This is a genomic window from Streptomyces candidus, assembly GCF_014207445.1.
Taxonomy (GTDB): domain Bacteria; phylum Actinomycetota; class Actinomycetes; order Streptomycetales; family Streptomycetaceae; genus Streptomyces; species Streptomyces candidus.
The window spans coordinates 11,921-38,599 of sequence record NZ_JACHEM010000023.1; the positions used below are offsets into that span (position 1 = coordinate 11,921).

General features: G+C 70.6%; 22 protein-coding genes and 2 pseudogenes. 14 read left to right on the forward strand and 10 right to left on the reverse strand.

Annotation, left to right across the window (positions count from 1 at the left end; genetic code table 11):
- Positions 1-2 precede the first annotated feature (2 nt).
- The 6 genes from HNQ79_RS29535 (at position 3) to HNQ79_RS29560 (ending at position 7,595) form a co-directional block, all read left to right on the forward strand.
- The gene (locus tag HNQ79_RS29535; protein WP_185036051.1) at positions 3-470 is read left to right on the forward strand and encodes a DMT family transporter; all 468 of its coding nucleotides are present in this window, start codon (positions 3-5) and stop codon (positions 468-470) included.
- Entirely contained in the window at positions 452-1,642 is a 1,191-nt protein-coding gene (locus HNQ79_RS29540; RefSeq protein WP_185036052.1) for a questin oxidase family protein, read from the forward strand. Before HNQ79_RS29535 ends, HNQ79_RS29540 begins: the two co-directional genes overlap by 19 nt.
- 101 nt (positions 1,643-1,743) lie before the next feature.
- Positions 1,744-2,391 carry a uracil phosphoribosyltransferase gene (gene upp / locus HNQ79_RS29545; RefSeq protein ID WP_311772319.1) on the forward strand — a complete coding sequence of 216 codons (648 nt, stop codon included), beginning with the start codon at positions 1,744-1,746 and terminating at the stop codon, positions 2,389-2,391.
- Positions 2,388-6,317 carry a non-ribosomal peptide synthetase family protein gene (locus HNQ79_RS29550; RefSeq protein ID WP_376700003.1) on the forward strand — a complete coding sequence of 1,310 codons (3,930 nt, stop codon included), beginning with the start codon at positions 2,388-2,390 and terminating at the stop codon, positions 6,315-6,317. The genes upp and HNQ79_RS29550 overlap by 4 nt, the downstream gene beginning before the upstream one ends.
- Before the next feature lie 58 nt (positions 6,318-6,375).
- The gene (locus HNQ79_RS29555; protein WP_185036054.1) at positions 6,376-6,609 is read left to right on the forward strand and encodes a tautomerase family protein; all 234 of its coding nucleotides are present in this window, start codon (positions 6,376-6,378) and stop codon (positions 6,607-6,609) included.
- 11 nt (positions 6,610-6,620) lie between these two features.
- Positions 6,621-7,595 carry a pseudouridine-5'-phosphate glycosidase gene (locus HNQ79_RS29560; RefSeq protein WP_185036055.1) on the forward strand — a complete coding sequence of 325 codons (975 nt, stop codon included), beginning with the start codon at positions 6,621-6,623 and terminating at the stop codon, positions 7,593-7,595.
- A gap of 283 nt (positions 7,596-7,878) precedes the next feature.
- Here the strand turns inward: HNQ79_RS29560 and HNQ79_RS29565 are convergent, their stop codons facing one another.
- Entirely contained in the window at positions 7,879-8,400 is a 522-nt protein-coding gene (locus HNQ79_RS29565) for a hypothetical protein (protein WP_185036056.1), read from the reverse strand.
- A gap of 278 nt (positions 8,401-8,678) precedes the next feature.
- Here HNQ79_RS29565 and HNQ79_RS29570 point away from each other — a divergent pair, with 278 nt between their 5' ends.
- Positions 8,679-8,873: a hypothetical protein gene (locus HNQ79_RS29570; RefSeq protein ID WP_185036057.1), complete on the forward strand. Its 195-nt coding sequence runs from the start codon at positions 8,679-8,681 to the stop codon at positions 8,871-8,873.
- Between the two features lie 207 nt (positions 8,874-9,080).
- Here HNQ79_RS29570 and HNQ79_RS29575 read toward each other — a convergent pair whose 3' ends face one another.
- Both HNQ79_RS29575 and HNQ79_RS29580 read right to left on the reverse strand, forming a co-directional pair.
- On the reverse strand, positions 9,081-10,337 hold the full coding sequence (locus HNQ79_RS29575) for an MFS transporter (protein WP_311772316.1): 1,257 nt from the start codon (positions 10,335-10,337) through the stop codon (positions 9,081-9,083).
- A complete protein-coding gene (locus HNQ79_RS29580) occupies positions 10,315-10,941 on the reverse strand; it encodes a mycothiol-dependent nitroreductase Rv2466c family protein (RefSeq protein WP_185036059.1) in 627 nt (208 codons plus the stop codon). Before HNQ79_RS29580 ends, HNQ79_RS29575 begins: the two co-directional genes overlap by 23 nt.
- 39 nt (positions 10,942-10,980) lie before the next feature.
- Here HNQ79_RS29580 and HNQ79_RS29585 point away from each other — a divergent pair, with 39 nt between their 5' ends.
- Positions 10,981-11,481, forward strand: a complete 501-nt coding sequence (locus HNQ79_RS29585; RefSeq protein WP_185036060.1) for a MarR family winged helix-turn-helix transcriptional regulator — start codon at positions 10,981-10,983, stop codon at positions 11,479-11,481.
- 75 nt (positions 11,482-11,556) lie between these two features.
- On the opposite strand, the pseudogene HNQ79_RS34185 reads toward HNQ79_RS29585, so the two are convergent.
- A pseudogene (locus HNQ79_RS34185) lies at positions 11,557-11,781 on the reverse strand (transposase family protein); the annotation flags it as partial.
- Positions 11,782-12,253: 472 nt separating this feature from the next.
- On the opposite strand from HNQ79_RS34185, the gene HNQ79_RS29590 reads away from it, so the two are divergent.
- The 3 genes from HNQ79_RS29590 to HNQ79_RS29600 are packed head-to-tail and all read left to right on the forward strand — an operon-like array spanning position 12,254 to position 17,027.
- Positions 12,254-12,562 carry a trypco2 family protein gene (locus HNQ79_RS29590; RefSeq protein WP_185036061.1) on the forward strand — a complete coding sequence of 103 codons (309 nt, stop codon included), beginning with the start codon at positions 12,254-12,256 and terminating at the stop codon, positions 12,560-12,562.
- Between the two features lie 15 nt (positions 12,563-12,577).
- Positions 12,578-16,567: a S1 family peptidase gene (locus HNQ79_RS29595; protein WP_185036062.1), complete on the forward strand. Its 3,990-nt coding sequence runs from the start codon at positions 12,578-12,580 to the stop codon at positions 16,565-16,567.
- Between the two features lie 4 nt (positions 16,568-16,571).
- Positions 16,572-17,027, forward strand: a complete 456-nt coding sequence (locus HNQ79_RS29600) for a DUF4913 domain-containing protein (RefSeq protein WP_185036063.1) — start codon at positions 16,572-16,574, stop codon at positions 17,025-17,027.
- A gap of 234 nt (positions 17,028-17,261) precedes the next feature.
- On the opposite strand, the pseudogene HNQ79_RS29605 reads toward HNQ79_RS29600, so the two are convergent.
- Positions 17,262-17,537 (reverse strand): annotated as a pseudogene (locus tag HNQ79_RS29605) (mycothiol transferase); the annotation flags it as partial.
- A gap of 135 nt (positions 17,538-17,672) precedes the next feature.
- Between HNQ79_RS29605 and HNQ79_RS29610 the strand changes: the two are divergent.
- The 3 genes from HNQ79_RS29610 (at position 17,673) to HNQ79_RS29620 (ending at position 19,057) form a co-directional block, all read left to right on the forward strand.
- Positions 17,673-18,368 carry a hypothetical protein gene (locus HNQ79_RS29610; protein WP_221508292.1) on the forward strand — a complete coding sequence of 232 codons (696 nt, stop codon included), beginning with the start codon at positions 17,673-17,675 and terminating at the stop codon, positions 18,366-18,368.
- 65 nt (positions 18,369-18,433) lie between these two features.
- Positions 18,434-18,688, forward strand: a complete 255-nt coding sequence (locus tag HNQ79_RS29615; protein ID WP_185036064.1) for a hypothetical protein — start codon at positions 18,434-18,436, stop codon at positions 18,686-18,688.
- Positions 18,689-18,721: 33 nt separating this feature from the next.
- Entirely contained in the window at positions 18,722-19,057 is a 336-nt protein-coding gene (locus HNQ79_RS29620; protein WP_185036065.1) for a maleylpyruvate isomerase family mycothiol-dependent enzyme, read from the forward strand.
- Between the two features lie 390 nt (positions 19,058-19,447).
- Here HNQ79_RS29620 and HNQ79_RS29625 read toward each other — a convergent pair whose 3' ends face one another.
- The 5 genes from HNQ79_RS29625 to HNQ79_RS29645 all read right to left on the reverse strand — a co-directional run bounded on the left by HNQ79_RS29625 (position 19,448) and on the right by HNQ79_RS29645 (position 26,584).
- Positions 19,448-20,650 carry an NAD(P)/FAD-dependent oxidoreductase gene (locus HNQ79_RS29625; RefSeq protein WP_185036066.1) on the reverse strand — a complete coding sequence of 401 codons (1,203 nt, stop codon included), beginning with the start codon at positions 20,648-20,650 and terminating at the stop codon, positions 19,448-19,450.
- Positions 20,647-21,933 carry an FAD-dependent oxidoreductase gene (locus HNQ79_RS29630; protein ID WP_185036067.1) on the reverse strand — a complete coding sequence of 429 codons (1,287 nt, stop codon included), beginning with the start codon at positions 21,931-21,933 and terminating at the stop codon, positions 20,647-20,649. Before HNQ79_RS29630 ends, HNQ79_RS29625 begins: the two co-directional genes overlap by 4 nt.
- Positions 21,930-24,047 carry a molybdopterin oxidoreductase family protein gene (locus HNQ79_RS29635; protein ID WP_185036068.1) on the reverse strand — a complete coding sequence of 706 codons (2,118 nt, stop codon included), beginning with the start codon at positions 24,045-24,047 and terminating at the stop codon, positions 21,930-21,932. Before HNQ79_RS29635 ends, HNQ79_RS29630 begins: the two co-directional genes overlap by 4 nt.
- Positions 24,040-25,410 (reverse strand): nitrate/nitrite transporter, encoded by a 1,371-nt coding sequence (locus HNQ79_RS29640; protein ID WP_185036069.1) that lies wholly within the window; start codon positions 25,408-25,410, stop codon positions 24,040-24,042. The genes HNQ79_RS29635 and HNQ79_RS29640 overlap by 8 nt, the downstream gene beginning before the upstream one ends.
- Positions 25,411-26,299: 889 nt before the next feature.
- On the reverse strand, positions 26,300-26,584 hold the full coding sequence (locus tag HNQ79_RS29645; protein WP_185036070.1) for a hypothetical protein: 285 nt from the start codon (positions 26,582-26,584) through the stop codon (positions 26,300-26,302).
- Between the last annotated feature and the right edge of the window lie 95 nt (positions 26,585-26,679).

A 26,679-nucleotide genomic window follows, 5' to 3' on the forward strand; every position in this document is an offset into this window, starting at 1 on the left:
CTGTGATCTTCTATGTTCTTCTCGCGCTCCTCAACGGTGTCCTCATCGCCACCAGCCGGGCTGTCAACGGCCAGCTCTCCACGCGCGTGGGCCCCTTCAGGGCATCGGTGTGGAATCACGTGGTGGGCTTCGCCTTCCTCACCGTGGTCCTGTTCGCGTTCTTCCGCTGGCCCGATCTGGGAGCCGTGCCTCTCACCGCCTATCTGGGAGGGGTGGTCGGCGCACTCTTCGTCGCCGTCAACAGCCACGTCTTCCCCCGGCTCGGCGCGATGAACGCCTCGCTGCTGGTCATCAGCGGCCAGGTGCTCTCCGCCGTCGCCATCGACTGCGTGCAGCAGCGGTCACTGCCTTCGGCGCTGCGCCTCCTGGGTGTCGCGCTCGTCCTCCTGGGCCTGCTCCTGCCCCGGATCAAAGCCCATTTCCGCACCCGCCGGGACAAGGATGCCCCCCAATGTCTGACCGAGAACTGATCGACCAACTCCTCGACGACCGCACGTACCACATCGAGTTCAACGGACACCTCACCAACCACTCCAAGCACGCGGTCGTCGCGCTCGCCGGGCTCGGCGTGCCCGCGCCCCGGATCAAGGCGTACTACGAGAACTACGCGAAGCTCACCACGTACGGCTTCGGCCTGGAACCGCCCAAGCCCGACCAGGTCACCATCACCGAGGAGAACTGGCGCGCCCACCTGGGACAGCGCTCCAGCTTCTGGTCGTACACCGCCTTCTTCGAAGGGCGCGTTCAGGAACTCGGGCTGGACGAGGTGGTCCGACGGTATGTGCCCGTGCTCCTGCCCGGCTGGGCCGGGGCCTTCACCCACGCCACCATCCACCTCGGCTGGGCACTGGAGTACGGCAGCCGCTGGATGGCGATCGAGGGGCTGGCCTACATGGCTTTCACCTATGTCGACTGTCACCCCGAGCGGATCGTGGACCGGTACGAGGAGGCCACACCGATCGACTCGCTGTTGCGTGTCGCGGGCGCCTGGGACGAGCGGCGTGCGGAGCTGAAGCAGTCAGTCGCCGAACTGATCGCCGACACGAGCCCGGTCGACAACGGCCGTATCCACCCCGAACTCCTGCGTTCCGGACTGCAGTTCCGCATCGCCCGCACCCTGGACGCGGGCCCTGCGCTGATCCGCCCCGCCGAGGCGTGGGCGGCCGACGAGGCCGCCCCCGTCGGGTGGGAGGAGCTGTACTACGCGGCGACGCTGCTCTATCTGGCGCGTCCCGGTGACTTCATCCTGCTCCACCTCATCACCTCGCTGTATGCCGTCGAGCACCTCTGCGCCGTCCTCCCCGACGAGCAGCGGCAGTTCGCCGTCCGGTGCTTCTGGACCGGACTGCTCGGCATCGTCTTCTCCGGCGGCGACTTCCCCGAGCGCGACAAACTCGCCGCCCTGCACGAGCTGTTCGCCGACGCCCGCGACACCGCGCCGGACGCGTATCTGGAGCAGGACTGGCGACAGACCGTCGCCCGCGCGGTGCTGGAGGAGGAAGAGCACAATCCCAAGCTCGTCCACGCGCTGCGCCAGGTGTGGCAGCGCGGCGACCACCGGTCCCTCTACCGGGTCGCAGCCGCCCAGTTCACCACCACTCCCGAACTCCCACCCACCTTCGATGCGCCCCCCGCCGACTGAAAAGCCGCATGGTGACAGGAGAAACCCCTCAGATGTCCGTCATATCGACTCCGGCCGCCGCATTACCTTCCGCATTACCCGCCGAGCCCGGCCGCGACCGGGTGCACCTGCTGCCTCAGACCCGTCAGCTGCGTGCTCTGCACACCGTCGTACGCGACCGTGACGCCCGTCGCGAGGACTTTGTCCGGTACGCACGCAGGATCATCCGCCTCCTCCTGGAGCACGCCCTGGACCAGCTCCCGTTCGAGGAGCACCAGGTTCGCACTCCGGTCGGCGAGAGCTACCCGGGCCTGAGGTTCACATCGAAGCTGTGCGCGGTCCCCGTCATCAGGGCCGGGGAGAGCATGGAGGCGGAGCTGCGCGAGCTCCACCCCTCCATACGCATCGGCAAGGTGCTCATCCAGCGCGACAAGCAGACGAAACTGCCCCGGCTGTTCTACTCCCACCTCCCCTCGGACATAGCCGAGCGCCATGTGCTGCTCCTGGAACCGATGCTCGCCACCGGAGGGTCCGCCAACGCGGCCATCGGTGTGCTGCTGCAAGCGGGTGTACTGGAGGAGAACATCGTCCTCGTCGACTTCCTCGCCGCCCCCGAAGGCATCCGGGCCGTCCACGCAATACACCCCCTCGTCCAGATCGTCACCTCCTCCATCGAGGAGCGGCTCAACGAGCACGCGTTCATGATCCCGGGCATCGGGGACTTCGGGGACCGCTACTTCGGCACCCCGGACGCCGGGGCGGTGCGATGAGCACTGTCTGCCAGGAAATGGCGTGGGCGGGCGCCCCCGCACGGGCCGGTGTCCACGCCGGACTGCCGGACCTCCTCATCGACCGCGCCCGTTGCCGGCCCGATGCGGTCGCCGTCACCGGGCCCGCCCGGAGCCTGACATTCCGGGAACTGGTGCGCGGCGCCGGCGGGCTCGCCGCCCGGCTGGCCGGGCTCGGCATCGGCCCCGACGACGTCGTGGGCCTCTACGCCGAGCCCTCCCCCGACCTTCTCACCGGGGTGTGGGGCATCCTCTTCGCGGGAGGCGCCTACCTTCCGCTCTCCCCCGAGTACCCGGACGACCGGCTGCGGTACATGATGGAGGACAGCCGCACCCGCGTCGTGGTGACTCAGGAGCACCTCGCCGGTGACCTCGCGCGGCTCGCCCCGCCCGGTATCCGGGTTCTGTCGCTCGCGGACGCCGTCCCCACGGACGAACTGCCGTCCGCCTGCTGGGGGCCCGATTCGCTCGCCTACGTCATCTACACGTCGGGCAGTACGGGCAGACCCAAGGGCGTCATGGTCGAGCACCGGGCCGTCGTCTCCCAGCTGCGCTGGATGCACACCCACGGCCACCTCGGCGAGGGCACGACGGTCTTACAGAAGACGCCGATGAGTTTCGACGCCGCCCAATGGGAGATCCTCGCCCCCGCGCTCGGCGGCCGGACCGTCACCGCCGCGCCCGGCAGCCACCGGGACCCCCAGGCCCTGCTGTGCGCTGTCATCGCCCACGAGGTCACCACCCTCCAGTGCGTTCCCACCCTGCTGCAGGCGCTCATCGACACCGAGGGCCTGCGCCGGTGCACCACCCTCACCCGGCTGTTCTCCGGCGGGGAGGCGCTGACCAGGCAGCTCGCCCGGGCCTTCTTCGCCGAACTCCCCGGCGCTTCGCTCGTCAACCTGTACGGGCCCACCGAGACGACCATCAACGCCACCGCCCACGTGGTCGACCCCGAGGCGATACCCGAGGGCGCGGGCACCCTGCCCATCGGCACGCCCGTCGACAACACCCCCTGCTTCATCCTTGACGAGAACCTTGCACCGACAGGCATCGGCGAGACCGGCGAGCTGTACATCGGCGGCACCCAGCTGGCCCGGGGATATCTGCACAAAGCCGAGCAGACCCGCGCGCGGTTCGTCCCGAGCCCGTTCAACCCGACGCAGCGCCTGTACCGCACCGGGGACCTCGCCCACTGGAATCCGGACGGCACCATCCAGTTCGCGGGCCGCGCCGACAACCAGGTCAAGCTGCGCGGTCACCGTATCGAGCTGGAGGAAGTGGCCACCGCCATCGAGCAGCACTCCTGGGTCCGCAGGGCTGCCGCGGTCGTGGTCGACGACGCGCGCACCGGACACCAGCAGATGGTGGCCTGCGTGGAGCTCGATCCGAAGGAAGCCGCCCTGATGGACCAGGGGCATGACGCCGGCCACCACCGCTCCAAATCAGGAAAACACCAGGTCAAGGCGCAGCTCGCGGATGCCGGCCTGCGCCGCGCCGACGAGCTGGCCGGGCGTCCCGTGGTGCCGCTCGCGGGCTCCGGGGCCGCCGGGCGCCAGCGCGCGGCGGCCTTCGCCCGCAAGACGTACCGCTTCTACGAAGGCGGCCCGGTCGGCAGGGACGACCTCCTGAAACTGCTCGCGCCGGCCACCGTCACCGGCGACGGCAGCAAGACGCTCGACCTGGCCGGGCTCGGCGAAGTGCTGCGCTGGTTCGGTCAGTTCCACAGCGCGGGACGGCTGCTGCCGAAATACGTGTACGCGTCGCCGGGCGCCCTGTACGCCACCCAGCTCTACCTGGAGACCGGGGGTGCGATCGCGGGCCTCGCCGCCGGGGTCTACTACCACCACCCCCTCACGCACACCCTGGTGCGGGTGGGCGACAGCGCCCTCGTCCCCGACGCCGCCCCGCTGGTGCACTTCTGCGGACGCAGGAGCGCCATCGAGCCGGTGTACCGCAACAACATCGACGAGGTCGTCGAGTTCGAGGCCGGGCACATGCTCGGCGTGCTCAGGGAAGTCCTTCCCGAGTACGGCATCGACATTCGGCCCTTCGCCCACGCCCCGGCCACCAAGGCCCTCCTGGACGTCGCGGACGACGACCACTACGTGGGGACGTTCGCGCTTGTCCCGCACCGCGACGCCGCCTCCGCCGACAGCGCCCCGGGCGACGACGTCCTCCGTGATGCCGCCCGGGGCGACTCCGTGGAGTTCTACCTCCAGGTCCACCCGGGAGGAGTGACAGGACTCGCCGCCGGGCAGTACCGCTACCGCCGCGGCGGTTCGCTGGAGCGGGTCTGCGGAGAGCTCGTCCTGCGCAAGCACGTCATCGCCATCAACCAGCGGGTGTACGACCGGGCCTCCTTCGGCATCAGCGCGGTGAGCCGGGGCGGTGCGCCCTGGCTCGCCTACGTGGAGCTCGGTGCGGCACTCCACCGCCTCCAGCGCAACGACCTCGGCATCGGTCTGATGTCCTCCGGCTACAGCTCCAGGTCCGGCCACCCGCTGCCTACGGCCACGCGCCTGGACACGATCCTCGCCGACGCCGGACATGCCCCCGCCGACGCCTCGTACTTTTTCGTCGGCGGCCGGGTCAGCGAGGAGCAGATCCACAGTGAAGGCATGTACGAGGACACCGTCCACATGAAGGGGCCCACCGAGCTCATCAAGGAGGAACTCGGACAACTGCTGCCGGAGTACATGCTCCCGAGCCGGGTCCTCGTCCTGGACGCGCTGCCGCTTTCCGCCAACGGCAAGATCGACACGCGGGCGCTGGCGGCCTCGGAGAAGGTGCGCGCACCCGCTCCGGACAGGCCGTACTCCGCGCCCTCCACCCCGACAGAGCGCCGGCTCGCCGAGGAGTGGCGGAAGGTGCTGAAGTACGAACGGGTCTCGGCGCACGACGAGTTCTTCGCCTCCGGCGGCAACTCACTCTCCGCGGTCGCGCTCGTCAACGCGGTCAACCGCAGGTACGGCACCCGGCTGCCGTTTCAGGTGATCTTCGAGTGCCCGCGTCTGTCGGAGCTCGCGGCACGCATCGACGGTGACGCCGATGCCCTGGTTGGCCGGCTGGTGCCACTGAACCAGGGTGACGCGAGCAGCCCGGTGTTCTGCTGGCCGGGGCTCGGCGGCTACCCGATGAACCTGCGCCACCTCGCCCGCGAGGCGGCACAGGGCCGCGCCTTCTACGGTGTGCAGGCCCACGGTCTCAACCCGGGGGAGGACCCGTACGCCACGGTCCGGGAGATGGCCACCGCCGACCTCGCGGAGATCCGCCGGGCCCAGCCGCACGGCCCGTACACCCTGTGGGGTTACTCCTTCGGCGCCCGGGTCGCCTTCGAGGCCGCCTGGCAGCTGGAGCAGGCGGGCGAGGAGGTGGCGCAGCTCTTGCTGATCTGCCCGGGCAATCCCAGGGTCCGCCCGGCCGGGGCGACGGCGCACGGCCGTACCGCGTCGTTCACCGACCCGGGGTACGTCACCATCCTCTTCTCCGTCTTCACCGGCACCATCAGCGGACCCGAACTGGAACACTGCCTGAGCAGGACGCGCGACGAGGAGAGCTTCACCGCCTGCGTGCGGACAGCGGTCCCCGAGTTGGATCCGGAGACGATCCGCAGGGTCACCCAACTGGTCGGCAGCACCTACGAGTTCGAGTACAGCTTCCGCGAACTGGCCGAGCGCCGGCTGCTAGCCCCGGTGACCGTCTTTCGAGCCCGTGGCGACGACTACTCCTTCATCGATGCCAGCTCCGGCTACGCCGCGGAGCCTCCGGCGGTGGTCGACCTTGCCGGGGACCATTACGGAGTGCTCAAGGAGCCGGGGGTCGCCGAGCTGGCACGGGCCATCCGTTCCTCCCTCGCAGGTTCGACGGACTTCACAGGCCTGGCGCACTCCACAGGCTCGACAAGATGAACGGGCTCGACGTGTGCAACAGGCCCACAGACTGCACAGATCGACGAAGGGCCTCCCCATGCCCCACCTCACCATCAAGCACTTTCCGAAAAACTTCACCCCAGCGCAGGAACGCGAGCTCGCCCATGCGCTCACCACGCTGATCGCGGAGCACTTCGGCACGCCCCCCGGGGCCGTGTCCATCTCCACGGAAGCCGTCGATCCGAAGGAGTGGCGGACCTCCGTCTACGCACCCGAGATCCAGGGCCGACGCGCGACGCTCCTCAAGTACCCGGACTACGCACAGGAATGACGAGAACTCAGATGACGCGATCTTCCTCCCTCCCGCCCCGCTCCGTCCCGCACACCCCCATCCCGCTGGTCTATTCCGACGAGGTCGCCGAAGCCCTCCACGCGGGTGACCCGGTGGTGGCCCTGGAATCCAACGTCATCACCCATGGCCTCCCCTACCCCGACAACGCCGCCACGGCCCGCAAGGTCGAGGCCGCCGTCCGCACAGGCGGCGCCGTCCCCGCGACCATCGGCGTGGACGAAGGGCGCCTCCTCATCGGGCTGAGCGAGGACGACATCGAGCGTTTCGCGTCCACGCCCGGCATTCCCAAGGTGAGCAGTCGTGACCTTCCGGTGGTTCTCGCCCGGGGCGGGAAGGGCGCCACCACGGTGGCCTCCTCGCTGGTCGCAGCCGAGTTGGCGGGACTCCCGTTTTTCGCCTCCGCGGGAATCGGCGGCGTGCACCGGGGCGCCCAGGCGACGATGGACATTTCCTCCGACCTTGTGCAGTTCACCCGTAGCAAGGTGGCGGTGGTCTGCGCCGGCGCGAAGAACATCCTCGACCTGGGGCTGACGATGGAGTACCTGGAGACCCAGTGCGTGCCGCTCCTGTCGTACCGCTCGGACGACTTCCCGGCGTTCTACTGCGCGTCGAGCGGCATCCGAAGCCCGCACCGGATCGACGACGAGGAGGTCATCGCACGTGTGATCGAGAACCACTGGGCGACCGGCAGCAACAGCTCCGTCGTCATCACCACACCGCCGCGCCCGGAGGACGCGGTGGACAGCGAGGTCGCCGAGGCAGCCCTACGAGAAGCGCTTGCGGACGCCGAGCGGGACGGTATCCGCGGCAACGCACTCACCAAGTACCTGATGCGGGCGATCGACAGGACGACCGGAGGGCGGACCTCGCAGGCGAACATGGCGGTTCTGATCAGCACGGCCGAGACCGGGGGACGGCTCGCGGCAGCTCACGCGAGGCTGCGCCGGGAAGCAGCCGCCCAGTAACGTACCTACCCCTCCGTCCCGATCCCGCCCCGCGCCGCCCACCCCCTGCGCGTCCTGCTGGTCCTGCCCAACCTTGCAGTCAATCGCTTACGAGCGGACTACTGACGTGCTCGCGCACAACGCCGAGAGCGTGCCCGCATCCGCAGCGAGGAAGGGCATCCGCTGGGGCGGACGCCCACTCACAGCCTGACCGCTCAACCCGGTGGCCGGAAACGATCACCGGGCAGCTCAGCCATCGGCCACGCCTGTCGGGCCGGGAGTGGTGGGACAGGGGTAGCCGATGTCAAGGACGTGGCAGGGGGTATGCCTGCCCCCGTGCCCGGTGCCGCTTTGTGTACGACCAGGTCACCGCGGTCATCAGGGCCGGGATGGCGAACAGCGGGGCGAAAGCGAACCCCCAGACGGTCTGTGTCGTATCGCTCGACATGTACGTCTGGCTCTCGACGGTGAAAGCGACCACAAGTTGCCACAGGGCCACCAGAACCAGGACACCCGAGGCGGTCCAGGCCAGCGGGGTGAGGATCCTGGGGTGCAGCGGCCGCCACCGGTCACTGACGAGGAGCAGCGGAAACAGGGCGGCCAGCTCGGCAAGGACGGAGAGGCCGACGACGTATCCGATGCCCCAGCCTGGGATGCCGAAGACGTCGCGCAGCACCCGGTCGCTGTAGCCCACATAGACACCGGATGCCATGGCGATGCGCCACAGGCCGGACGGGACGGCGCACAGGGCGATGGCGTGGGCGGCGCGGCGAGCCCAGACAGGCGCAGGTGCGGAGGCGGAGAGAGGTGCGGTCGCTGTCGTCATGACTACATGCTGGCCCTGGACAGGGCGGCCGCGCTTCGTCCGGTACGGCGGACCGTATCCGCCCTGCGGAGGAGGGAGCGCCCGCCGAGGGAGGACCTGAGGAGGGCTGATCGAGAACCTCGCGACCAACCCGGTGAACGTTCGCGGTCACACTAGGGGGACCGCATCGCGAGCATATGAGGAAGCGCATACACCGCCGCAACAAAACATCGCCTTCAGTAGAGACATGCGTCCGACGGTGTCCCTGCCCCGGGGCGCGAGGATTTCCAGGAACGAACATGAAGTCACTTCTCCGGCCGGCCGCCCGCCTGCTGGCCGCGGGCGGCGCCGCCGTGGCGCTCCTCATCGGCTTCACCGCCGGCGCCCAAGCCAGAGAACTGGCACCGCAGTGTGCTGGCGGTTGTATCCAGGGGGCACCGGACGCCTCCGCGGCAGAGGCTGCGGGCACCGACGGCAACTGGGAACCTCACTGAAGAGGTTCTCCTGCACGGTCCAGGTGATGAACCGCCTGTAAAGCGTGCTGCGTTTGCCGATGACCGGTGTGTGAGTCGGCATGTACAGGCGGCAGTCCGGAGGTGAGTGAGGGCCGTCCCCGAAGAACTCGGGGTGCACGGCCCTGGCAGTCGTCGGGGAAGACCGGAAGAGACCGGTCCATGTTGCGCAGGTTTTCGGTCATCAGGTCATGGCCTCCTGAGGAGTGACGGCGGGGCTTTCCGAGTGCTGCTGACGACGTGTGCCGGCAGCACGCGTTCGGCGCACAGCAGGATCGCGGCGCCGGTCAGGACCAGTAGCGCCAGGACCGTCCACAGGTGCCATTGTCCGGCGTCGAGCAGGAATCCCAGCAGCATGGGCGCGATGGTGCGGCAGACGGACCAGGACAGCTGATAGGCCGACAGGTACCGTCCCCGCAGGTGATCGGGGGCGGCCTGGATCGACAGGCTCTGCGACGGTGCGGAGTGGACGAGTTCACCGACGGTGTAGAGGACCGCGACCGCCAGGACGGCGACGATGGTGCCGGTCCCGCTGGTCAGTTGGGGAAGGACCGCGAAGGCGGCGAAGGACAGCGCGAAGATGACTGCGCCGGACGCGGCCGTGCGGGTGCGTCTGCCGCGCAGGGTCAGGTGGGCGACCGGGACACCGAGCGCGGCGACCAGAATGGTGTTGAGCGCGAATACGGTCCCGGCCACGGCGTCGGGGAGGCCGACGTCGCGGGTGAGGAAGATGGGTAGGGCGATGGCCTGGGTGGTGTACCCGAAGGCAATCAGGAAGTTGGCTGCCGTGATGAGCAGGTAAGGCCGGTCGGTGAGTACCTGCCGGTATCCGTCCCGGGCCCCCTGCGGCCCCCTTGCCCCGCCGGGGACGCTCGGAAGCCGGGCCACCAGCACCGCGGCGATGGCGAAGACCGCGGCCAGGACCATGGCGGCGCTGATGAAGCCGGCGCTACCGTTCCACGCCAGCATGCCCGCCGCCGCCAGGCTGCCGAATCCCATGCCAGCGTTGCGCAGGCTGCGGTCCCATGCCAGCAGCCGGTCGCGCTCGGCGCCTTCGGCGATCTCCCCGATGAGAGCGTGCAAGCTGGGCGAGGAGGCCCACATCCCCACCGCGACGACCAGGGCGACCATCAGGAATGCGGGATAGGAGTCAGCGAACGGGTAGGCGGCGAACCCGGCCGCCCGCAACGCGAGCACGCCGATGAGCACCCGGCGGCCGCTGAACCGGTCGATGAGGACGCCTGCCACCGGCATGAACGCCAGAGCGCAGAGCCCGGCGATGGTCAGGCCCGCGCCGATCGATGTCAGCGACAGGCCGGTGAGCGAGTGGATGAACAGCATCGTCAGCGGCACGTATATGCCGTCGCCGATCGAGCTGACCAGGCTTGCGGCGATGAGCCGGCGGCGGGTGCAAACGCCGGGTTCAGCGGACGTCGAGCAGTGCACCGCGTCCCCGCTTCAGCTCGGCGAATGCTCCCATCCCGGCCAGGGTCCGAATGGCCTGGAACAGCCGGATTGCCTCCTCGCCTTTGGGTATGGAGGTGAGGACAGGGCCGAAGAAGCCGACGCCGTCCACGGTGACGACGGGGGTGCCGGCCTCTTCGCCGACCGCCTCCTGCCCGCCCTGGTGACTGGCGCGCAAGGCAGCGTCGAATGCGTCGCTGTGCGCGGCCTTGGCCAGGGACGCGGGCAGTCCCAGCTCTGCGAGGGACGCGGCGATGACCGGGTCGTAGTCCTTGTTGCGCTCCACGTGGATGCGGCGGCCGAGTGCGGCGTAGAGCCCGCGCAGGACGGCGTTGCCGTGGAGGGCTTCGGCGGCTGCGCACACCCGGGCCGGGCCCCAGGCCCGGTCGTTGAACTCGCGGTACCAGGGCTCGAGTTCGCGGTGCTCGTTGAGAACGGACAGGCTCATGATCCGGAAGCGCAGGTCGATCGGCTGAAGTCGTTCGACCTCGAGCAGCCACTGGGAGGCTACCCAGGCGAAGGGGCATGTGGCATCGAAGTAGAGGACGACCGGCGTGGCGGCCCAAGGAGCAGATTTACCTTCCATGGAAGGTAACTTATCATCCGTGGAAGATATAATGAAGACATGCAGACTGACGCCGTCACCGCCATCGTCGAACAGTGGAATCACGAGCGCCCCGACCTGGACGCGGCACCGATGCTCGTCATCGGCAGGCTCCTCCGCCTCACAGACACACTGGACCAACGGCTGCGCCCGCCCTTCCGGGCCGCAGGCCTGGGCAGCGGAGACTTCGATGTGCTGGCGGCGCTCCGACGTTCAGGGGAGCCCTACGCACTGTCCGCAGGCGAGCTCAGCCGCACCGTCCTGGTCACCACCGGCGCCATCAGCAAGCGGGTCGACCGACTGTCAGCCCGCCGCCTGGTCAGCAGATCCGTCGCCGAGAGCGACTCGCGCGGACGCCTCATCACCCTCACCGCCGAGGGCGTCGAACTGACCGACAAACTTATCGCCGTCCACCTGGAGAACCAGCGACTGCTCCTCTCCGGGCTCGGCGCGGACGAGCAGACTCAGCTTGCTGACCTACTCGAACGACTCGCTTCGACACTGGCCGCAAGGGATGACTAACGAGTTGGCGAGTGATAGCGGCTGATGCGTGTTTCTCCTGGCGGTGTCTGTTGTCAGCCGGTGGCGGTGCGGTCGGCGGTCGGAGACGGGGTTGGCGATGGCTCGGTAAGTGGCGGGCAGGGTCTCGCGCCGGTGGGGCCAGAGGGTCAGTTGCTTCCCTCGTTTATGGTCGGCAAGGGCGTGTTCGACGGTGATGCGCTTGGAGGAATGCCGGTGGCGTGCCCGTAGGCGGGCTGCGAGGACCTCGGGTGGGCTGATCTTGTTTCCCTTCCATGGTGGGGTGATGGCCTGGCCGCATGACGCGCGCCCAGTCGGACGGCGGCCATCCGGAATGCGCGAGATCAGCAAGCGACGGGACGGGGAGCCTCAACCCCCTCGATGCCCCGCTTCGGCAGCCGCTCTCGTTGATCGGTCGACAGCTGCGCCCACGTGCCCGGCTCCTGCTGCCGCCACCGCCACTTGCCCACGTCGTCGCCCTCGAAGACGACGCCCGGCGCACCCTCTCAGGATGCGGGTCGTCTCCGTCGCGGCCGTGACCCGGCCGCACAGCGGCTGCGCGTGAGGAAGCTGGACGGCACGGCCGTACCGTAGGCGAGCCTACCGGCGCCGCGGTTGGCGGAACGGGCGAGTACGGCGCGACCCTGTGAACGAGCCAACACGGGCTGTGGCGCTCAACTCCCTTGGACGTGTTGGTCGTCGACGGCCGATCCCGGCAGAGGGTCGCTAACATGGCTACGGATCACGGATCACGGACGCAATGATGGGGTGGGGCATGGCACGCGACGAGTGTGACGAGGGCTGGCTGGATCTGGCTGACGCCATCGAGGTGTTGCGATCCCAGTTGTCGGAGGCACAGCACCGCGGTCAGGACTCCTCCTTGCGCTTCGTGCTGGGTGAGATCACGGCGGAGTTCGAGATCGAACTGGTCCGGGCGAAGAACGGCGGCGGAAAGCTCCGGTTCGGCGTCGTGGAGGCCGACGCCCGGGGGGAACGCTCGGCACGGTCCACCCAGCGCGTGACTCTGCGCCTGAATCCGGAGCGGCGCGGTGGCGGAGACGTGGCCGTGGGCGACGTCGAATAGTCCGGGGACGCGTTCATGGAGCAGCAGCAGGTCGTCCAGGTCCGCAGCGAAACTTTGGGCTCCCCCTCGGAGAAGACCTTCGGCAGCGGATACCTGATCGCACCCCGGCTCGTCCTGACCTCCGCGCACCTGCTGCCACCCGACGAGCCCGCCGACATCACGGTGTCCCTTCCGGACGACACCGGAGCGTTCCCCGCTCGGGTGCGGTGGCGACGGCACGACGAGATCGTGGACGCCGCCCTGCTGGAGATCCCCCGAACCGCCCGGGACTGGCCGACGCCAACAACGCTGCGCGGTGCCCCGTACCGCCACCCGCAACGCTGGGGCCGGTGTGTGACGGGCGGCACCGAGATGCGGGCCACCGCCACCGGATTCCCCCGGCAGGAGCGAACCACGAGCCGCCGGAACCAGACGGCGCTGGTCGGCCGGGTCAGGCCGCACGGAGGCGCGAAGTTCGAGATCCTCGACGACATCGGGCTGTTGCAGACCGACGTCTCAGGGCTCGGCGCCGAGAAGGCCGCGAGCACCACCCCCTGGTCCGGAATGTCGGGCGCGGCCGTCTTCCTGTTCGGCGAGAAGCTGCTGCTGGGAGTGGTGCGCGCGGACCGCCTGCCCCGTCAGGGCACGCGGCTGAGCTACACCCGCAGCGATGACCTGCTGGCCTGTGCCGACTTCCGTGCGGTCGTCCGCGCGGCGACCGGCGTCGACCCGCGGCTCGAAGCGGCCGAGTTCGTAGGCCTGTTGGAGCCGGCGCCGCCCAGACGGAATGTGCTGTCCCCCATCATGCTGCTGCGGGCCGACGCCGAGGTCGTCTCGTTCCACGGCAGGCAGGACACACTCGCCGACCTTGAGGAGTGGTGCCTGACGGATCCGTACGGTCCCCTCGCTGTCCGGGTGCTCACCGCTCCGGGCGGGCAGGGCAAGACCCGTCTGGCCCGGCAGCTGATGGCGCGGATGCGGGACCGGGGCTGGGTGGTCGGACAGGTCTCCCACGAGCCCCGCGACCTGCACGCGCTGCGCACGGTCCAGTACCCGTTGCTGCTGGTCGTCGACTACGCCGAGACCCGGCCCGAACTGGTCAGGAAGCTGCGGGAGCAGACCAGGGAGGCCCGGCATCCGGTACGCCTGCTGCTGCTCGCCCGGTCGCTCGGCTCTTGGCAGACCCGGGCGACCGGCGCCCTGCCCGAGACCAGACTGCACGCGCTCAGCCCCGGCGCCACCGACCAGCAGGAGGCGTTCCGGACGGCGGTCCGCGACATCTCCCGCCACCTGGCGGCGGTGGTCGGCGGCCCGGACGTCGACTGGCCCGCTCTCGCCGACGCCGTCGTGGCCGCCCGTCCCGTGGCAGGCCCCGGCGTGCAGACAGCACTGATGGTGCAGATGGAGGCGCTGGCCGCGCTGCTGCGCCATGTCCGGCCGACCCAGCGGGACGGCAGAACCCTCGAGGACGAACTCCTGGACCACGAGAGGACGTACTGGCAGGAAACCGCCGACGGGTGGGGCATGGGACCCCGGGGGACGAAACTCCTCGAACCGGCGGTGGCGGCGGCCGTGCTGTGTCCCGCACACGACGAGCACGAGGCCCGGGCGACCATCGAACGGCTGCTGCCCGGCGAACCGCCGGGACATCTCACGGACATCACCGCCTGGCTGCGCGACCTGTATCCGCCGCCCGAGGGCCGTCATTGGGGCCGGCTGGAACCGGACCGGCTGGCGGAGTACCACGCCTCGCAGCAGATCGTCGCCGACAGGGGGCTGCTCCGGAGACTGTTCGGCCGGGCCCCGGACCACCAGCGGGTGCAGACCCTCACCGTGCTGGCCCGGTCCGCGGTGGCCCACACCAACCAGGGCCGTGCGGCCACGGCACACACCGTCATGGAGCTGCTGCGAGAGGCGCTGCGGTCCGTCCCCGCCTATGCGCCGCTGACCGCCACCGTGCTGCGGGCACACTCGGACGCACTGCCGGAGCAGTCGCACGTGCTGCGCGACCACGCACTCGATGTCGCCCGCGAACTGAGCCGTCTGTGTCACGCCACTGGAGACACCCCCCAGGCACGACGCGACCGTGCCTGGGCGCTGCACAACCTGGCCGAGCGGCACCGGGCGGTCGGCGAATGGCAGGGCGCCCGGGAGGCCGCCGCCGCGGCCGCAGCGCTCCGCGAGGGGCTGGCGGACGGCGGGTCGCTGACGCACCGCACGGAGTGGGCCGACTCGCTGCTGGTGCTGTCGCACGCCTGCCGCATGACCGGGCGTCTCATGGAGGCGTACGACGCCGGCGACCGGGCGTTGAACCTGTTCCGCGCGCTTGCCCAGGAGGACGGTGAGGAGGGGGAGAAGCGCGAGCGCGGACTCGTGCGGGCACTCATCAACCAGTCACAGGCGGTCTGGCAGCTCGACCCGGGCGCGATGCCCTTCGACCAGACCGCCCGGTCCGACGACCACACCGAGGAGGCGGTCCGGCGCGCCCGCGCACTGGTGTCCCGGCGCCGGCACCCCGAACTGGACCCGCTGCTGCTCGTCAGGGCACTGACGGAGCGGGGCACGAACCTCTGGCGCCTGCGGCGGCATCCGGAGGCACTGGCGCTGGGCGAGGAGGCGGTGCAGGCCTCTCGCCGGCTGGCGGAAGAGAACCCCGACGCGTACACCGCCGATCTCGCGCGCGCTCTGATGGGCCTCGCCGTCGACTACGGCACCGCCTCGCGGCCCCGTGGCGAGGCCATGGCGCTGGAACGGGAAGCGATCGGACTGCTGCGCCCGCTGGCCGGGGAACTTCCCGCGGTCCACCGCTCCACCCTGGCGCAGACCCTGCACAACCTCGCCCTGGGACTGTCCCAGGAAGGGGACGACGCGGCGGCGCGGGAGTGCATCCAGGAGGCCATCGAGCACCGCAGGACCCTGGCGCGCGACCCGCACGGCGTCGCGGTGCCCGGCCTGGCCCATTCGGTCAGCGTGCTCGCCACCTTCCACGAGCGCACCGGCGACGACGCGGCGGCGGCCGAGGGCTTCGAAGAGGCCCTCGAGATCTACGCGAACGCCCCACTGCCGCTCGACGCGAGCAACCTGAACGCACAGTCGGGAACCGCTCTGGATCTCGCGCGCGCCTACGACGCCCTCGGCCGCCCGACCGAGGCGGCCGCTCCCCTCGGCCAGGCGCTTGCCATCCGGCGACGCCTCAGCGAGTACGCCCCGAGCCTCTACGCGGAGGGATATGCCACCAGCCTCCACGACGGTTCCTACCTGTACTGGAAGCACGGCCGTCCCATCGCGGAGCGCATCCTGCTGCGCCAGGCCCTGCCGCACCACCGCCGAATGTCCCGCGGCAGCGAAGAGGGGCGCGAGTGGCTGGCCATCTGCCTGCATGACCTCGGCACCAGCTACGCGAGGTCCTCGGTGACGGCCGATCGGGCGGTTCCCGCGCTGCGGGAGGCGTACGAGCTGCGTGTGGAGCTGGCTGCCCGGGATGCGCGGTACGAGGCGGGCCTCGCCGACACCTGCGCGGAACTGACAAGGGCGTTGCTGAGAACGAGCCGCTTCCGCGACTGCGTACCGGTCGCGGAACACGCGGTACGCCTTCGGCGCGAGCTGCTCGTCGCGGACCCCGAGGGCCAGGAGCAGCCCCTCTGCTACGACCTGCTGCGGCTGGCCGAGGCGCAGGCGATGGCCGGGCACACTGAGGCGGCCTGGCGCACCGTATGCGCGGCCGAGAAGCCGTGCCGGGAGCTGACCGATCGTCCTGGCCGGTCACCGGCGCAGAACGCCATGCTCCTCCACCAGTTGGCCCACGCGGTGAGCCTGTGCGGCCGGCACGATTGGAGCCGGGCCGTCCGGGCGGTGGAACCGGCCCGGCGGGCCGCCCGCATCTTTCGGGAGCTGGCCGATCAGGACCCGCATCAGGCCGGGGCCCACGCCGGCCTGAATTCGGCCGTCACTCTGCTCGCCAGGGTGCTGGACCGCATCGGCCGCCACGACGAGGCGTTCGAGGCACAAGTGCGCAGAGGAGCATGACGCCATGACGGAACCACGTGCAGAGGAGCGGGACGAGTCGCTCGACGACATCCGGCGCGACGAGGAGAACGCCGCCCGCCCGGCAGAGCTCTTCTACGCGAACGTCCATGAATTCGTCACCGACCGCCTCATTTACTTCATTCCCCGCCCCGCTCCCGGCTCCGGGCGGGTCTGGTGTCCGGATTGGTTCGCTCATGCCCAGGCGCTGTCCCGGCTGGACTCGATCTGGCGGGCCTGGGAAAACTTGCGCTTCGACCCTGCCCTGGGCATGTCGAACTGGTGGCTCCATCACGCGGACCCGAACCTGCGGGCCCTGATGGACCCGGTCACAGGCCCGTTCGGCCGCTGCCTCGACGGCCACGAAAGACAGGAGCCGCTGCCGGTCAACATCCCACCGGAAGGGCTGTTCACGGACCAGAGAGGGCAGTTGGGCAGCAACGACCCGTTCGCCCTTGGCTGAGCTCGAGCTGCAACTTGTTGCTGGGGCCTCGTCCCAACGGAACCAGGCGCGCTCTCGTTGCTTTCGTCGAACCGGGGCCTGGACTGTCTGAAGGCAGGTTCTGGGGGAACCGTCCACGCTGCCAGGGCATTCCCGGCTCGTCGACGGTAATCGTGCCAACGAGGGTGCGTTCTCCTCCGACAGCCGGCCGCGGGCGTCGAGCGGAGCGCCGGCGATCAGCTCACGGCTGCGTTCCACCTCCGTGCGCCAGGTGGCCAGCGCCTCTTCGAGGGTCCGGTCCGGGTCGAGGGTGAATCCGAACCTGCCGTGGTCCCCGAACAGCAGCGCCACGTCTTCGCCGGCGAACACGCGGCTGAACCAGTTCCGCTCGATCTCCGCCCGGTGCTGGACCAGCCCGTTCATCGTCATGGACGAGGTCATTACGGCCGTCCTGCGCGCCTGCGTGTCGTCGAGGCCCGCGCACTTCAGCGCCAAAGTGGATCGGTGGAAGTCCAGCCAGGCCGTCAGCATGGTGTGTTCGTCGGCGTGCGCGGGTGGGACCGGGCTCCGTCGGGTGCGGTCGTCATGTACGGCACCTTGGCACACGCCACTGACAGCCCCGGGCTACGTGTGCACGGCGTTCCGGCCGCCTCGTATGCTGCGCGGATGAGCGATCAGAGGGTGAACGCGCCCGAGGCGGACGGCGTCGGGGACGCGGCCGGGGCCGGAGTGTCTGCCGCAGGTGGGCAGCGCACGGGAAGGAGTGCCGGGGCGTCCGTACTCGCCACGCTCTGGGTGCTGCTGGTTGCCTGGGGGATCGCCGCCGCCAACACCGGACTCGCCTACGTCACGCTGGGCATGGACTTCATCCCGATCGCGGCGGGCGTGCTCGGCTGCCTGGTCTTCGTGATCGTGCTGCGGCTGCTCCACAGGGCGTGGTGGCTCGCCGTTCTCTCCGTGGTCCCCGCGCTCTTCGTTCTCGTCGGGTCCGTCCAGTACGCCCCCGAGGCGGCGCTCGACCGACGTGGCGTCCGGGAGACCGTCACGATCACCGCGGACAGCGCGGCGGGAACGGCGAGCAAGAACCACCGGTTCACACTGGTCGGGCGGGGCGGTGAACTCGACGAGACCCTCGAGTACCGGGGGAGCAACCCCAGTTACCGGGTGGGCGACCGCATCGACATCCTCCGCGACCCGGAAGGCGCCGTCCCGCTGGAGGACGCCGCGGACGTCGACCCCGAAGGCAGGCTCGGCGGCCTCGTCACGGGAGTCGCCGCATGGACGGGCATGACGCTGCTCGCGGGCTGGCGCGGCCATGTGCGCCGACGGGAGAACCGCCGGGCGTGGAGCGGCACGATCTAGGAAGGTACGGGCGACGGGGACCCCGTGCGGGACAACCAGCAGCCGACGCTATCGTCGCCGAGACCGTGGCCGCCTGGATTCCCACGCAGGCTTCGCTGCCCCGTGCACCGCATACGGACGGCGCGCAGGCCAGGAGCGCACTGCGGGAACAGCTTGAGATCGCCTCCGACGTACACGTCGAGCGGTACTGGCAACTGCTGTGCCTCATCAACGGCTGGCCGGTCCGGCCCAGCATGGCAGCGGCCGGAGAGTGGCTGATGACCGCGCTGAGCACCAATACCGAGCCCGGAGCACGCGCCGCGGAACTCGGCGAAATGTAGGACACCGGCGCCGAGGTGTGGGAACCGGCAGGCGTGCTGAACGCCTGCCGCGAAGTCCTGCGCACCGTGAACACCTTGGTCTCTTCCGTGGACCCGGGCCAGTTCGACCGGGCGACGCCGTGTGCCGACTGGGATGTGCGTGCCCTGCTCAACCACCTGGTCTGGAAGAACCTTGTGTGGGCAGGCTTGGCCGAGGGAACTCCCCGCACCGATGCGACCGCCGACCACCTGGGCGAGGATCACATCGAGGCGTTCCGTACCGCCTCCGAGGCTGCGCTGGCCGCGTTCGGCCGACCGGGCATGCTGCGTACCAGTTTCGGCGTTCTTGAGCGACGGCAATCCAGGGGTGATGGGCGTGACACGGGATGACGCTCTCACCAGTGCGATCGACGGACCGACGCGGTATGGAAGGACAGGGGATACTCCTGGCCCTCGATCTCGCCCACTTGGCCTCCGATTCCTCGGGCAGCGGCGTACAAAGCGGCCCGGAGCGCCCGCAGGCCGGTCTTCGGAAGGGGGCCGTCCTTCGGTACGAAGAAGCCTGTCGCACCCCGCGGCAGCGTGAAGCCCGTGTTCCCCTCAGTGACCATGCCGCTCATCATGCCCGGTGCGAGACCCATGCCGGCAGCTGTGGATGCCTCGCAGCACCAGGGCCCACGCCCACGGACGCCTGGCCTGGTTCCTCGGCGCCTCGGCCACCGCCCTCAGCCCGGTCCTGCACGGGCGCGCCATTGTCCGTGACCAGGCGCTGGCTTCGGTTCAGGGGGCATGCAGCAGCCGGTCCGCCGAGGCAGTCAGCGGGCGGCCGTGCAGGGCGTGCAGGGCGGGGTAGGCGTGCGTATCGCCGGACAGGACTGCGCCGAGCACGGTGCGTGCATCCGCGGCCAGGGTCAGCTTCGCGTACGCGTCCGTGCGGTGGTCATGGCGTACGAACTCCAGCGCGCCCGGCGTCCGACCGTGGACGTCGCCGAAGCCGGCCACCTCCACGCCCAGCAGCTTCAGCCGGGCGGCGCCATCGGCGCCCGGGAACGCGGCGGCGGGATCGCCAGTCAGCTGGGCGGCGACCGCGTCGGCCATCCTGCGACCCGGGGCCACCATGCCGTGGCAGCGGCCCTCGACGGCCGCGCAATCGCCGACGGCCCAAACGGCGGGGGCCGAGGTGCGGCACTGCCGGTCGGTGAGGATCCCGCCGCCTTCCGCCAGGGCCAGGCCGGCCGCGGAGGCCAGTTCATCGCGGGGCCGGACCCCGGCGGCGAACACCACAAGGTCCGCAGGGAGTGGCCCGGGGCCCGTCAGAGTGACGGCGCTGACCGCACCGTCGGCGCCGGCGTCCACGGACTCGACGGCGGCGTCGCAGTGCACGCCGATGCCGAGGGCGGCGATCCGGCGGCTCAGCACGGCCCCGCCACCCGCGTCGACATGGAGGGCCATCAGCCACGGGGACCGCTCGACGACCTCGGTGCGCATGCCGAGCGCGTGCAGGGCGCTGGCGGCCTCCAGGCCGAGCAGGCCCCCGCCGATGACGACGGCTGGGCGGCCGGGCCGGGCGGCGGCCCGGATGGCATCGACGTCCTCAATCGTGCGGTAGACGTGACAGCCGGGCAGGTCGTGCCCGGGGACGGGCGGTATGAAGGGGCGGGAGCCGGTGGCAAGGACCAGGGCGTCGTAGGGGAACTCCCGTCCGTCGGCGCACCGTACCGTCCGCCGGGCACAGTCGACGGCCGTGACGGTGGCGCCCAGATGGATGTCCGCGCCCGCAAGGGCTTCTCGGGGCAGGGTGAGGGTGGCCGCCGGGTCGCAGCCGTGCGCATACGAAGACAGGGCGACCCGGTCGTACGCGGGTCGTCCTTCCTCTCCGTGCGCGGTGATCCGCCAGGCCCCGTCCTTGTCGCGGGCGCGAACCTCGGCCACCAGGTGGTGGCCGACCATGCCGTGTCCCACGACGACCAGGTTCCGGGTCATGTATCGCTCCGTTCGGCCTTGAGCACGGCGTACAGGGCGCGCACCTCGTCCGCGCATCCGCCGCAGCCGGTGGTCGCGCGGGTGGCGCGGACAAGGGCAGGCAGGTCTTGGGCGCCCTGACGCCAGGCGGCGGCCACCCGGTGGCCGGTAACGTTGTTGCAATGGCACAGCACCGCGTCCAGCGGGTCTGCGACGGTCGGAAGCACTGCCGGGCTGCCGAGCAGCAGGGGCAGCAGGTCGCGGGGTGCGGGGGCGCCGCTGTCGTGGAGCCCGGTAACGGCGGCCACGGCGTGCGGGAAGCCGATGATCGCGGCCCCGGCCACCCGGCCTGCGCGCAACGCGAGTGCGGCGTAACGGTGGCGGGCCGGGTCGGTGAGGACCACGCTCTCCTCGGCGTCCGCCAGGCTGCCGAAGGAGAGCAGTCCCTCGCCGTCGGCCCGCAGCCGCAGCAGGGAACCGCCTGGGCGGGGGCGCAGCGGCTCGACACACGAGCCGATCGCGTGGATGGCGGAGTCGGTGGTGCGGCCCGCGGGGTCAGTGAGGACGCCGGTGCGCACGGGGAGCCCGGCCTCGCGGGCCAGCCGGCTCTCCGGGAGGGTGCCGGTGCACGGCAGGAGGGCGTCGGCGGACAGCACCCGTCCGTCGGCGAGGGCGAGTTTGGCCCGGTGGTAGGACTCCGCCCGCTGTTCCAGGTGGACTTCGACACCGGCGGCGGACAGCCGGCCCGCCAGGGCCCGGCCCGCCCGCTCTGGCAGGTGCCGGTCGAGGAGCCACGGCCCGCGGTGGACGAGCGCCACCTCGGTGCGGCCCGCCCGGCGCAGCGCGAAGGCGGCCTCGACGGCGAGCGGGCCACCGCCCAGCACCACGGCGGTGCCGGGCGGTATCCGCGCCACGTCGGCGGCCGACCGTAGAACGGCGACCCCTTCGGACCGCGCCCCGGCCGGGCCCGCTATCGACGGCAGGCTCGGCACCGAGCCGGTGGCCAGCACCAAACGGTCGTACGGGAACTCCCGCCCGTCGGCCCGGACCACCACGCGCCGACGGCGGTCCACGCTGGTCACAGGGACTCCGGCATACTCGGTCACGGGGGGTGGTAGCGGCGGCGACCGCAGCAGGTGTGGCGGGAGTTCGCCGGAGAGTACGGACGACAACAAGGCCCGGGGGAGGACCGGTCCGGGCTCGGCGCCCAGCAGGTCCAGCGGTCCGCTGTCGCCCCGCTCCGCGAGCCGGGCGGCGTACGCCCGTCCCGAACGGCCGTTGCCCACGATCACGGTGCGCGTCATCGGGTACCCACCGCCTCCAGCCGTACCGCGCACACCTTGAATTCAGGCATCCGCGAGACGGGGTCCAGGGCCGGGTTGGTCAGCAGATTGGCGCTGCCTTCGGCCGCGAAGTGGAAGGGGAGGAACACGGTGTCCGGGCGCAGGGAGCCCTCGTAACGGACCACGGCCTGCGTGTTGCCGCGGACCGAGCGGACCCAGGCGCGGTCGCCGTCCGCGAGCCCGGCACGCTCCGCCGTATCGGGGTGGACCTCGACGAAGCACTCGGCACCGGAGGCCTTGACCAGGGCAGGTATCCGGCGGGTCTGTGCGCCGGACTGGTACTGGGCCAGCACCCGGCCGGTCGTTGCGAGCAACGGGTAGAGGTCGCTGGGAAGTTCGGCGGCGTCGCGGTGGTCCACCGGCGCGAAGACAGCCCGGCCGTCCGGGTGGGCGAAGCGGTCCAGGAAGAGCCGCGGGGTGCCCGGTGAGCCCTCGGGACAGGGCCAGTACAGTGCCTCGCCCGTCTCCAGGCGCGCGTAGCTGATCCCGGAGTAGTCGGCGCGGCCGCCGCGGGTGGCGGCGCGCAGCTCCTCGAAGACGGCTGGCGGCGACGCGGGGAAGGCGGCCTCGTCGAATCCGAGCCTGCCGGCCAGCGCGGACAGCACCTCCAGGTCGGTGCGGACTCCCGGCGGCGGGGTCAATGCGCGGCGCCGCCGCAGCACTCTGCCCTCCAGGCTGGTCATGGTGCCCTCCTCCTCGGCCCACTGGGCCACCGGCAGCACGACGTCCGCTAGAGCCGCCGTCTCCGACGGTACGAAGTCCGAGACGACCAGCAGCTCCAGAGCGGACAGCCGTTCCCGAACCCGGCCCGCGTCGGGGGCCGAGACCACCGGGTTCGACCCGAAGACGAGCAGGGCATGGACGTCGCGGCCGAGCGCGCCGAGCAGTTCGACGGCACTGCGGCCCGGGCCGGGCAGCGAGGCCGGGTCGACGCCCCAGACCGCGGCGACGTGGGCGCGCGCGGCGGGGTCCGCAATGCTGCGGTAGCCAGGCAGCTGGTCGGCCTTCTGGCCGAGTTCGCGGCCGCCCTGGCCGTTGCCCTGCCCGGTGAGGCAGCCGAAGCCGCTCCCCACACGGCCGGGCAGGCCCAGGGCGAGGGCGAGGTTGACGAAGGCGGCCACGGTGTCCGTCCCCTTGCTGTGCTGCTCTGCACCGCGGCCGGTCAGGATGTACGCGCGGTCCGCGCCGGCGAGCATCCGGGCTGCCTCTCGCAGCAGCACGGCGGGCACGCCGGTGACGCGTTCGGTGTGCTCGGGCCACCAGGACAGGGCCCGGCTCCAGGCGGCTTCGAAACCGTGGGTGCGCTGCCCGATGTACGCGGCGTCGGTGAGGCCCTCCGCGACGACGACGTGCAGCAGGCCCAAGGCGAGCGCGAGGTCGGTGCCGGGGGCGGGCTGGAGGTGCAGGGCGGCCTGCGCGGCGGTCCGGGTGCGGCGCGGGTCGATGACGATCAGCCGGGGGTGTTCCAGGTGCCGCATGAGCGGTGGCATGGTCTCGGCCGGGTTGCCGCCCGCGATGAGCACGACGTCGGCGGAGCCGAGGTCGGTGACAGGGAAGGGCAGGCCGCGGTCGATCCCGAAGGCCGCGTTGCTGGCGGCGGCAGCCGAGGACATGCAGAAGCGGCCGTTGTAGTCGATCTGGCTGGTGCCGAGGGCGACCCGGGCGAACTTGCCCAGCAGGTACGCCTTTTCGTTGGTCAGCGAGCCGCTGCCGAAGACGGCGGTGGCGTCCTTGCCGTGCCGCTCCTGTACGCGGCGCAGCCCGGCGGCGACCACGTCCAGCGCCTCGTCCCAGCTCGCCGGGCGGCCGTGCACGAGGGGGACGCGCAGCCGGTCCGCCACGCCGAGTAGCTCGGGTGCGGTCCAGCCTTTCTGGCACAGCCCGCCCAGGTTGACGGGGAAATCGGGGTCGGGGCGAACGGCCACGGCCGGGAAGTCGGCTGCCGGGACCGCTGCCGGGACGCTGGCCGCTGCAACATCGGCCGCTTCCGGCCCGGTCGCGGTCAGCAGAGTCCCGCACTGGAGGGCGCAGTACGGGCAGTGCGTGGCGGTATCGCCCAGTGCTGCCTCAGACACGGACGATGCTCCGCTGCCGGGCCGACCGGGGTACTTCGGCGAGGACGGGCTCGGGCCGCGGCCGCAGGTAGACGGCCCACACGAGCAGCATGCACAGCCCGTAGTAGCCGAGGAACACCGCGAAGGCCACGGTTCCGGAACCCCAACTGCCGTACGCGATACGGAAGGCCAGGTTGATGGCGACCCCGCCGAGGGCCCCGATGGCACCGGCGATGCCGATGACCGCGCCGGAGCGCCGCCGGGCACGGGCGTAGGCGGCCCCGGTGTCGTGGCCGTCGGCGACGGCCCGCTCGGCCTCGGCGGCGTGCACGGCCGGGATCATTTTGTACGTGGAGCCGTTGCCCAGTCCGGTGAGCACGAACAGCAACGTGAAGGCGGCGACGAACAGCGCGAACGAGCCTTGGAGGGAAGCCGTGAGGAGGACGGCGGTACCGACACTCATCCCGAGGAAGTTCCACAGGGTGACGCGGGCACCGCCGTAGCGGTCGGCGAGCCAGCCGCCCAGGGGCCGCGACAGCGAGCCGAGCAGTGGACCGACGAAGATCGCGGAGGCAGCCTCCAGCGCAGTGGAGTCGAACTGGTTCTGGAGCACCAGCCCGAAGGCGAAGCCATAGCCGATGAAGGAGCCGAAAGTACCGACGTACAGCAGGGAGATCCACCAAGTGTCCGGGTGGGCGGCTGCCTCGCGCAGTGCGCCGCGTGCTCTGTCCACGGTAGCCAGGTTGTCCATCTTCACCGCGGCCAGCACTGTGACGCAGGCGATCAGCGGGAGATACACGGCGGCGACGTATGAGGGGTGGGCGCTGCCCGCGGTGGCGATGACCAGGAGCCCCAGCAGCTGGACGAAGGCCACGCCCAGATTGCCGCCACCTGCGTTGAGGCCCAGCGCCCAGCCCTGGTGCCGCTGCGGGTAGAAGCGGGTGATGTTGGTCATCGAGGAGGCGAAGTTGCCGCCACCGACCCCGGCGAGCGCGCCGATCAGCAGGAAAACCCACAGTGGGGTGCCGGGCCGCTGCACGAAGTACGCGGACAGGGTGCAGGGGACGAGCAGCACGCCGGAGGCGAACACCGTCCAGTTGCGGCCGCCGAAGCGAGCCACGGCACTACTGTACGGAAGTCGCAGGACGGCACCGACCAGGGTAGGCGTGACCACCAGGAGGAACTTCTCCGCCTTGGTGAAGTCGAAGCCGATCTCCGGGGACATGAACAGCACGAGCACCGACCACATGCTCCATACAGAGAAGCCGATGTGCTCGGACAGCACCGAGAGCCACAGGTTGCGGCGCGCGACCCGGCGGCCGGTCCGCTCCCAGAAGACCTCGTCTTCCGGATGCCATTCGGTTATGCAAGCCTTGCGGCTCATCAGTCGTCCGCTCCTTGTCTGGTGGTCAAGGCACGGTCGACGAGGTCGACGACGGCACCGGTTCAGTCCGCAGAATCACACAGCTCGGCGAGGACAACGGCCAGCGGCCGCCCGGCCATCGGGGTACCCCGATGGCACAGGGTCGGGGCCCCGAGCGTCCGCGCGGTGATCTGCGGTGGCGGCGGGCATAATCTTCCACACCGAGCGCAAGTTGCACACCCCTACGAGAGTTCGCCATCCCTGCCTCAAGCTGTGGGGTCCCCGATCCGTAGGTCGAGTTGGGCCTTGTTGCAACAACGTGGTGAGCGCGGCGCTCAGCAGCATACGCACCGTCGAATACGTCCACCGCCACCGCCACCGCTTCCGTACCCGTGCCGAGGCCCGCATCAGGATCGCCACTCGAATCACCGACTTCTACAAAGTCCGTCGGCCACAGAGCGTGTGCGACTTCGAAAAGTCCGATCGACTACGAACGCGCATACCAGGCCGGCTTCACCTTGGGCTGGCCTCATAGAGCAGCCCAGGCGGCATGGCTCAGCGCGCGTTACGGCCGATGAACCGGGTTGCGACGCGCGTCCGCTCCCCAGACGCGCCACACAGCGCGTGGTATGCGACGACGCCTTGGGCATCACGGCTGGAAAGGAATGCAGCCGCGCGCCAGCGAGACGGTCGCAGATGGGGGTGTCAGCGGTTGAGGTCGAGTACGGGCACGCCGAGCCCGGGGTAAGCCTGGGGGTTCACGGTGGCGACGAGTGCGCCGTCGGGCCGGGCGAGGGTGGGGCGTGCGCCGTGCACGGCGGCGCCGGTTCCGAAGGGACGCCCCGGCGGTGGAGTTCGGCGATCGCGTGGGAGGCCGCGTAGTCGGCGTCCAGGACGTAGTGCTCGAGATTCACGCGGCGTCGCTGACGCCGGCGCTGCGCAGGCTGTCACGGTGGGCAGCGTGCGCCTCGCTCATCCGTGCACGCAGGGTGCTGTTGTCTTCGTCGCTGAGGCGGTGGCCGAACTCGGACTCCAGGAAGGCCCGGGTGCGCTCGGCGCGGTCCCTGAGCTGGTGGGGGGTGAGGGAGGAGGCCGCGAAGTCCTCGATCAGGGCCCGCATGGTGGTGCCGCGGGCCTCCGCGAGGGCCGCGAGCTGGTCACGCGTCTTCGAGTCAATCTTGATCGTCGTGTCCACACCGTGAGCTGAAGTGCCCGCTACAGCGCTGACTCCCGCGGGTGCCGCCTCGACGGTCCGCCGCCTTCACGGGCGGCGGACCGTCCCGCGCAGCG

What these genes read in the sequence shown, in the direction of transcription:
- HNQ79_RS29540 (WP_185036052.1), top strand. Translation starts at nt 452, where the DNA reads ATGTCTGACCGAGAACTGATCGACCAACTCCTCGACGACCGCACGTAC.
- HNQ79_RS29550 (WP_376700003.1), top strand. Translation starts at nt 2,388, where the DNA reads ATGAGCACTGTCTGCCAGGAAATGGCGTGGGCGGGCGCCCCCGCACGG.
- HNQ79_RS29555 (WP_185036054.1), top strand. Translation starts at nt 6,376, where the DNA reads ATGCCCCACCTCACCATCAAGCACTTTCCGAAAAACTTCACCCCAGCG.
- HNQ79_RS29560 (WP_185036055.1), top strand. Translation starts at nt 6,621, where the DNA reads ATGACGCGATCTTCCTCCCTCCCGCCCCGCTCCGTCCCGCACACCCCC.
- HNQ79_RS29565 (WP_185036056.1), bottom strand. Translation starts at nt 8,400, where the DNA reads ATGACGACAGCGACCGCACCTCTCTCCGCCTCCGCACCTGCGCCTGTC.
- HNQ79_RS29570 (WP_185036057.1), top strand. Translation starts at nt 8,679, where the DNA reads ATGAAGTCACTTCTCCGGCCGGCCGCCCGCCTGCTGGCCGCGGGCGGC.
- HNQ79_RS29580 (WP_185036059.1), bottom strand. Translation starts at nt 10,941, where the DNA reads ATGGAAGGTAAATCTGCTCCTTGGGCCGCCACGCCGGTCGTCCTCTAC.
- HNQ79_RS29585 (WP_185036060.1), top strand. Translation starts at nt 10,981, where the DNA reads ATGCAGACTGACGCCGTCACCGCCATCGTCGAACAGTGGAATCACGAG.
- HNQ79_RS29590 (WP_185036061.1), top strand. Translation starts at nt 12,254, where the DNA reads ATGGCACGCGACGAGTGTGACGAGGGCTGGCTGGATCTGGCTGACGCC.
- HNQ79_RS29595 (WP_185036062.1), top strand. Translation starts at nt 12,578, where the DNA reads ATGGAGCAGCAGCAGGTCGTCCAGGTCCGCAGCGAAACTTTGGGCTCC.
- HNQ79_RS29600 (WP_185036063.1), top strand. Translation starts at nt 16,572, where the DNA reads ATGACGGAACCACGTGCAGAGGAGCGGGACGAGTCGCTCGACGACATC.
- HNQ79_RS29610 (WP_221508292.1), top strand. Translation starts at nt 17,673, where the DNA reads ATGAGCGATCAGAGGGTGAACGCGCCCGAGGCGGACGGCGTCGGGGAC.
- HNQ79_RS29625 (WP_185036066.1), bottom strand. Translation starts at nt 20,650, where the DNA reads ATGACCCGGAACCTGGTCGTCGTGGGACACGGCATGGTCGGCCACCAC.
- HNQ79_RS29630 (WP_185036067.1), bottom strand. Translation starts at nt 21,933, where the DNA reads ATGACGCGCACCGTGATCGTGGGCAACGGCCGTTCGGGACGGGCGTAC.
- HNQ79_RS29640 (WP_185036069.1), bottom strand. Translation starts at nt 25,410, where the DNA reads ATGAGCCGCAAGGCTTGCATAACCGAATGGCATCCGGAAGACGAGGTC.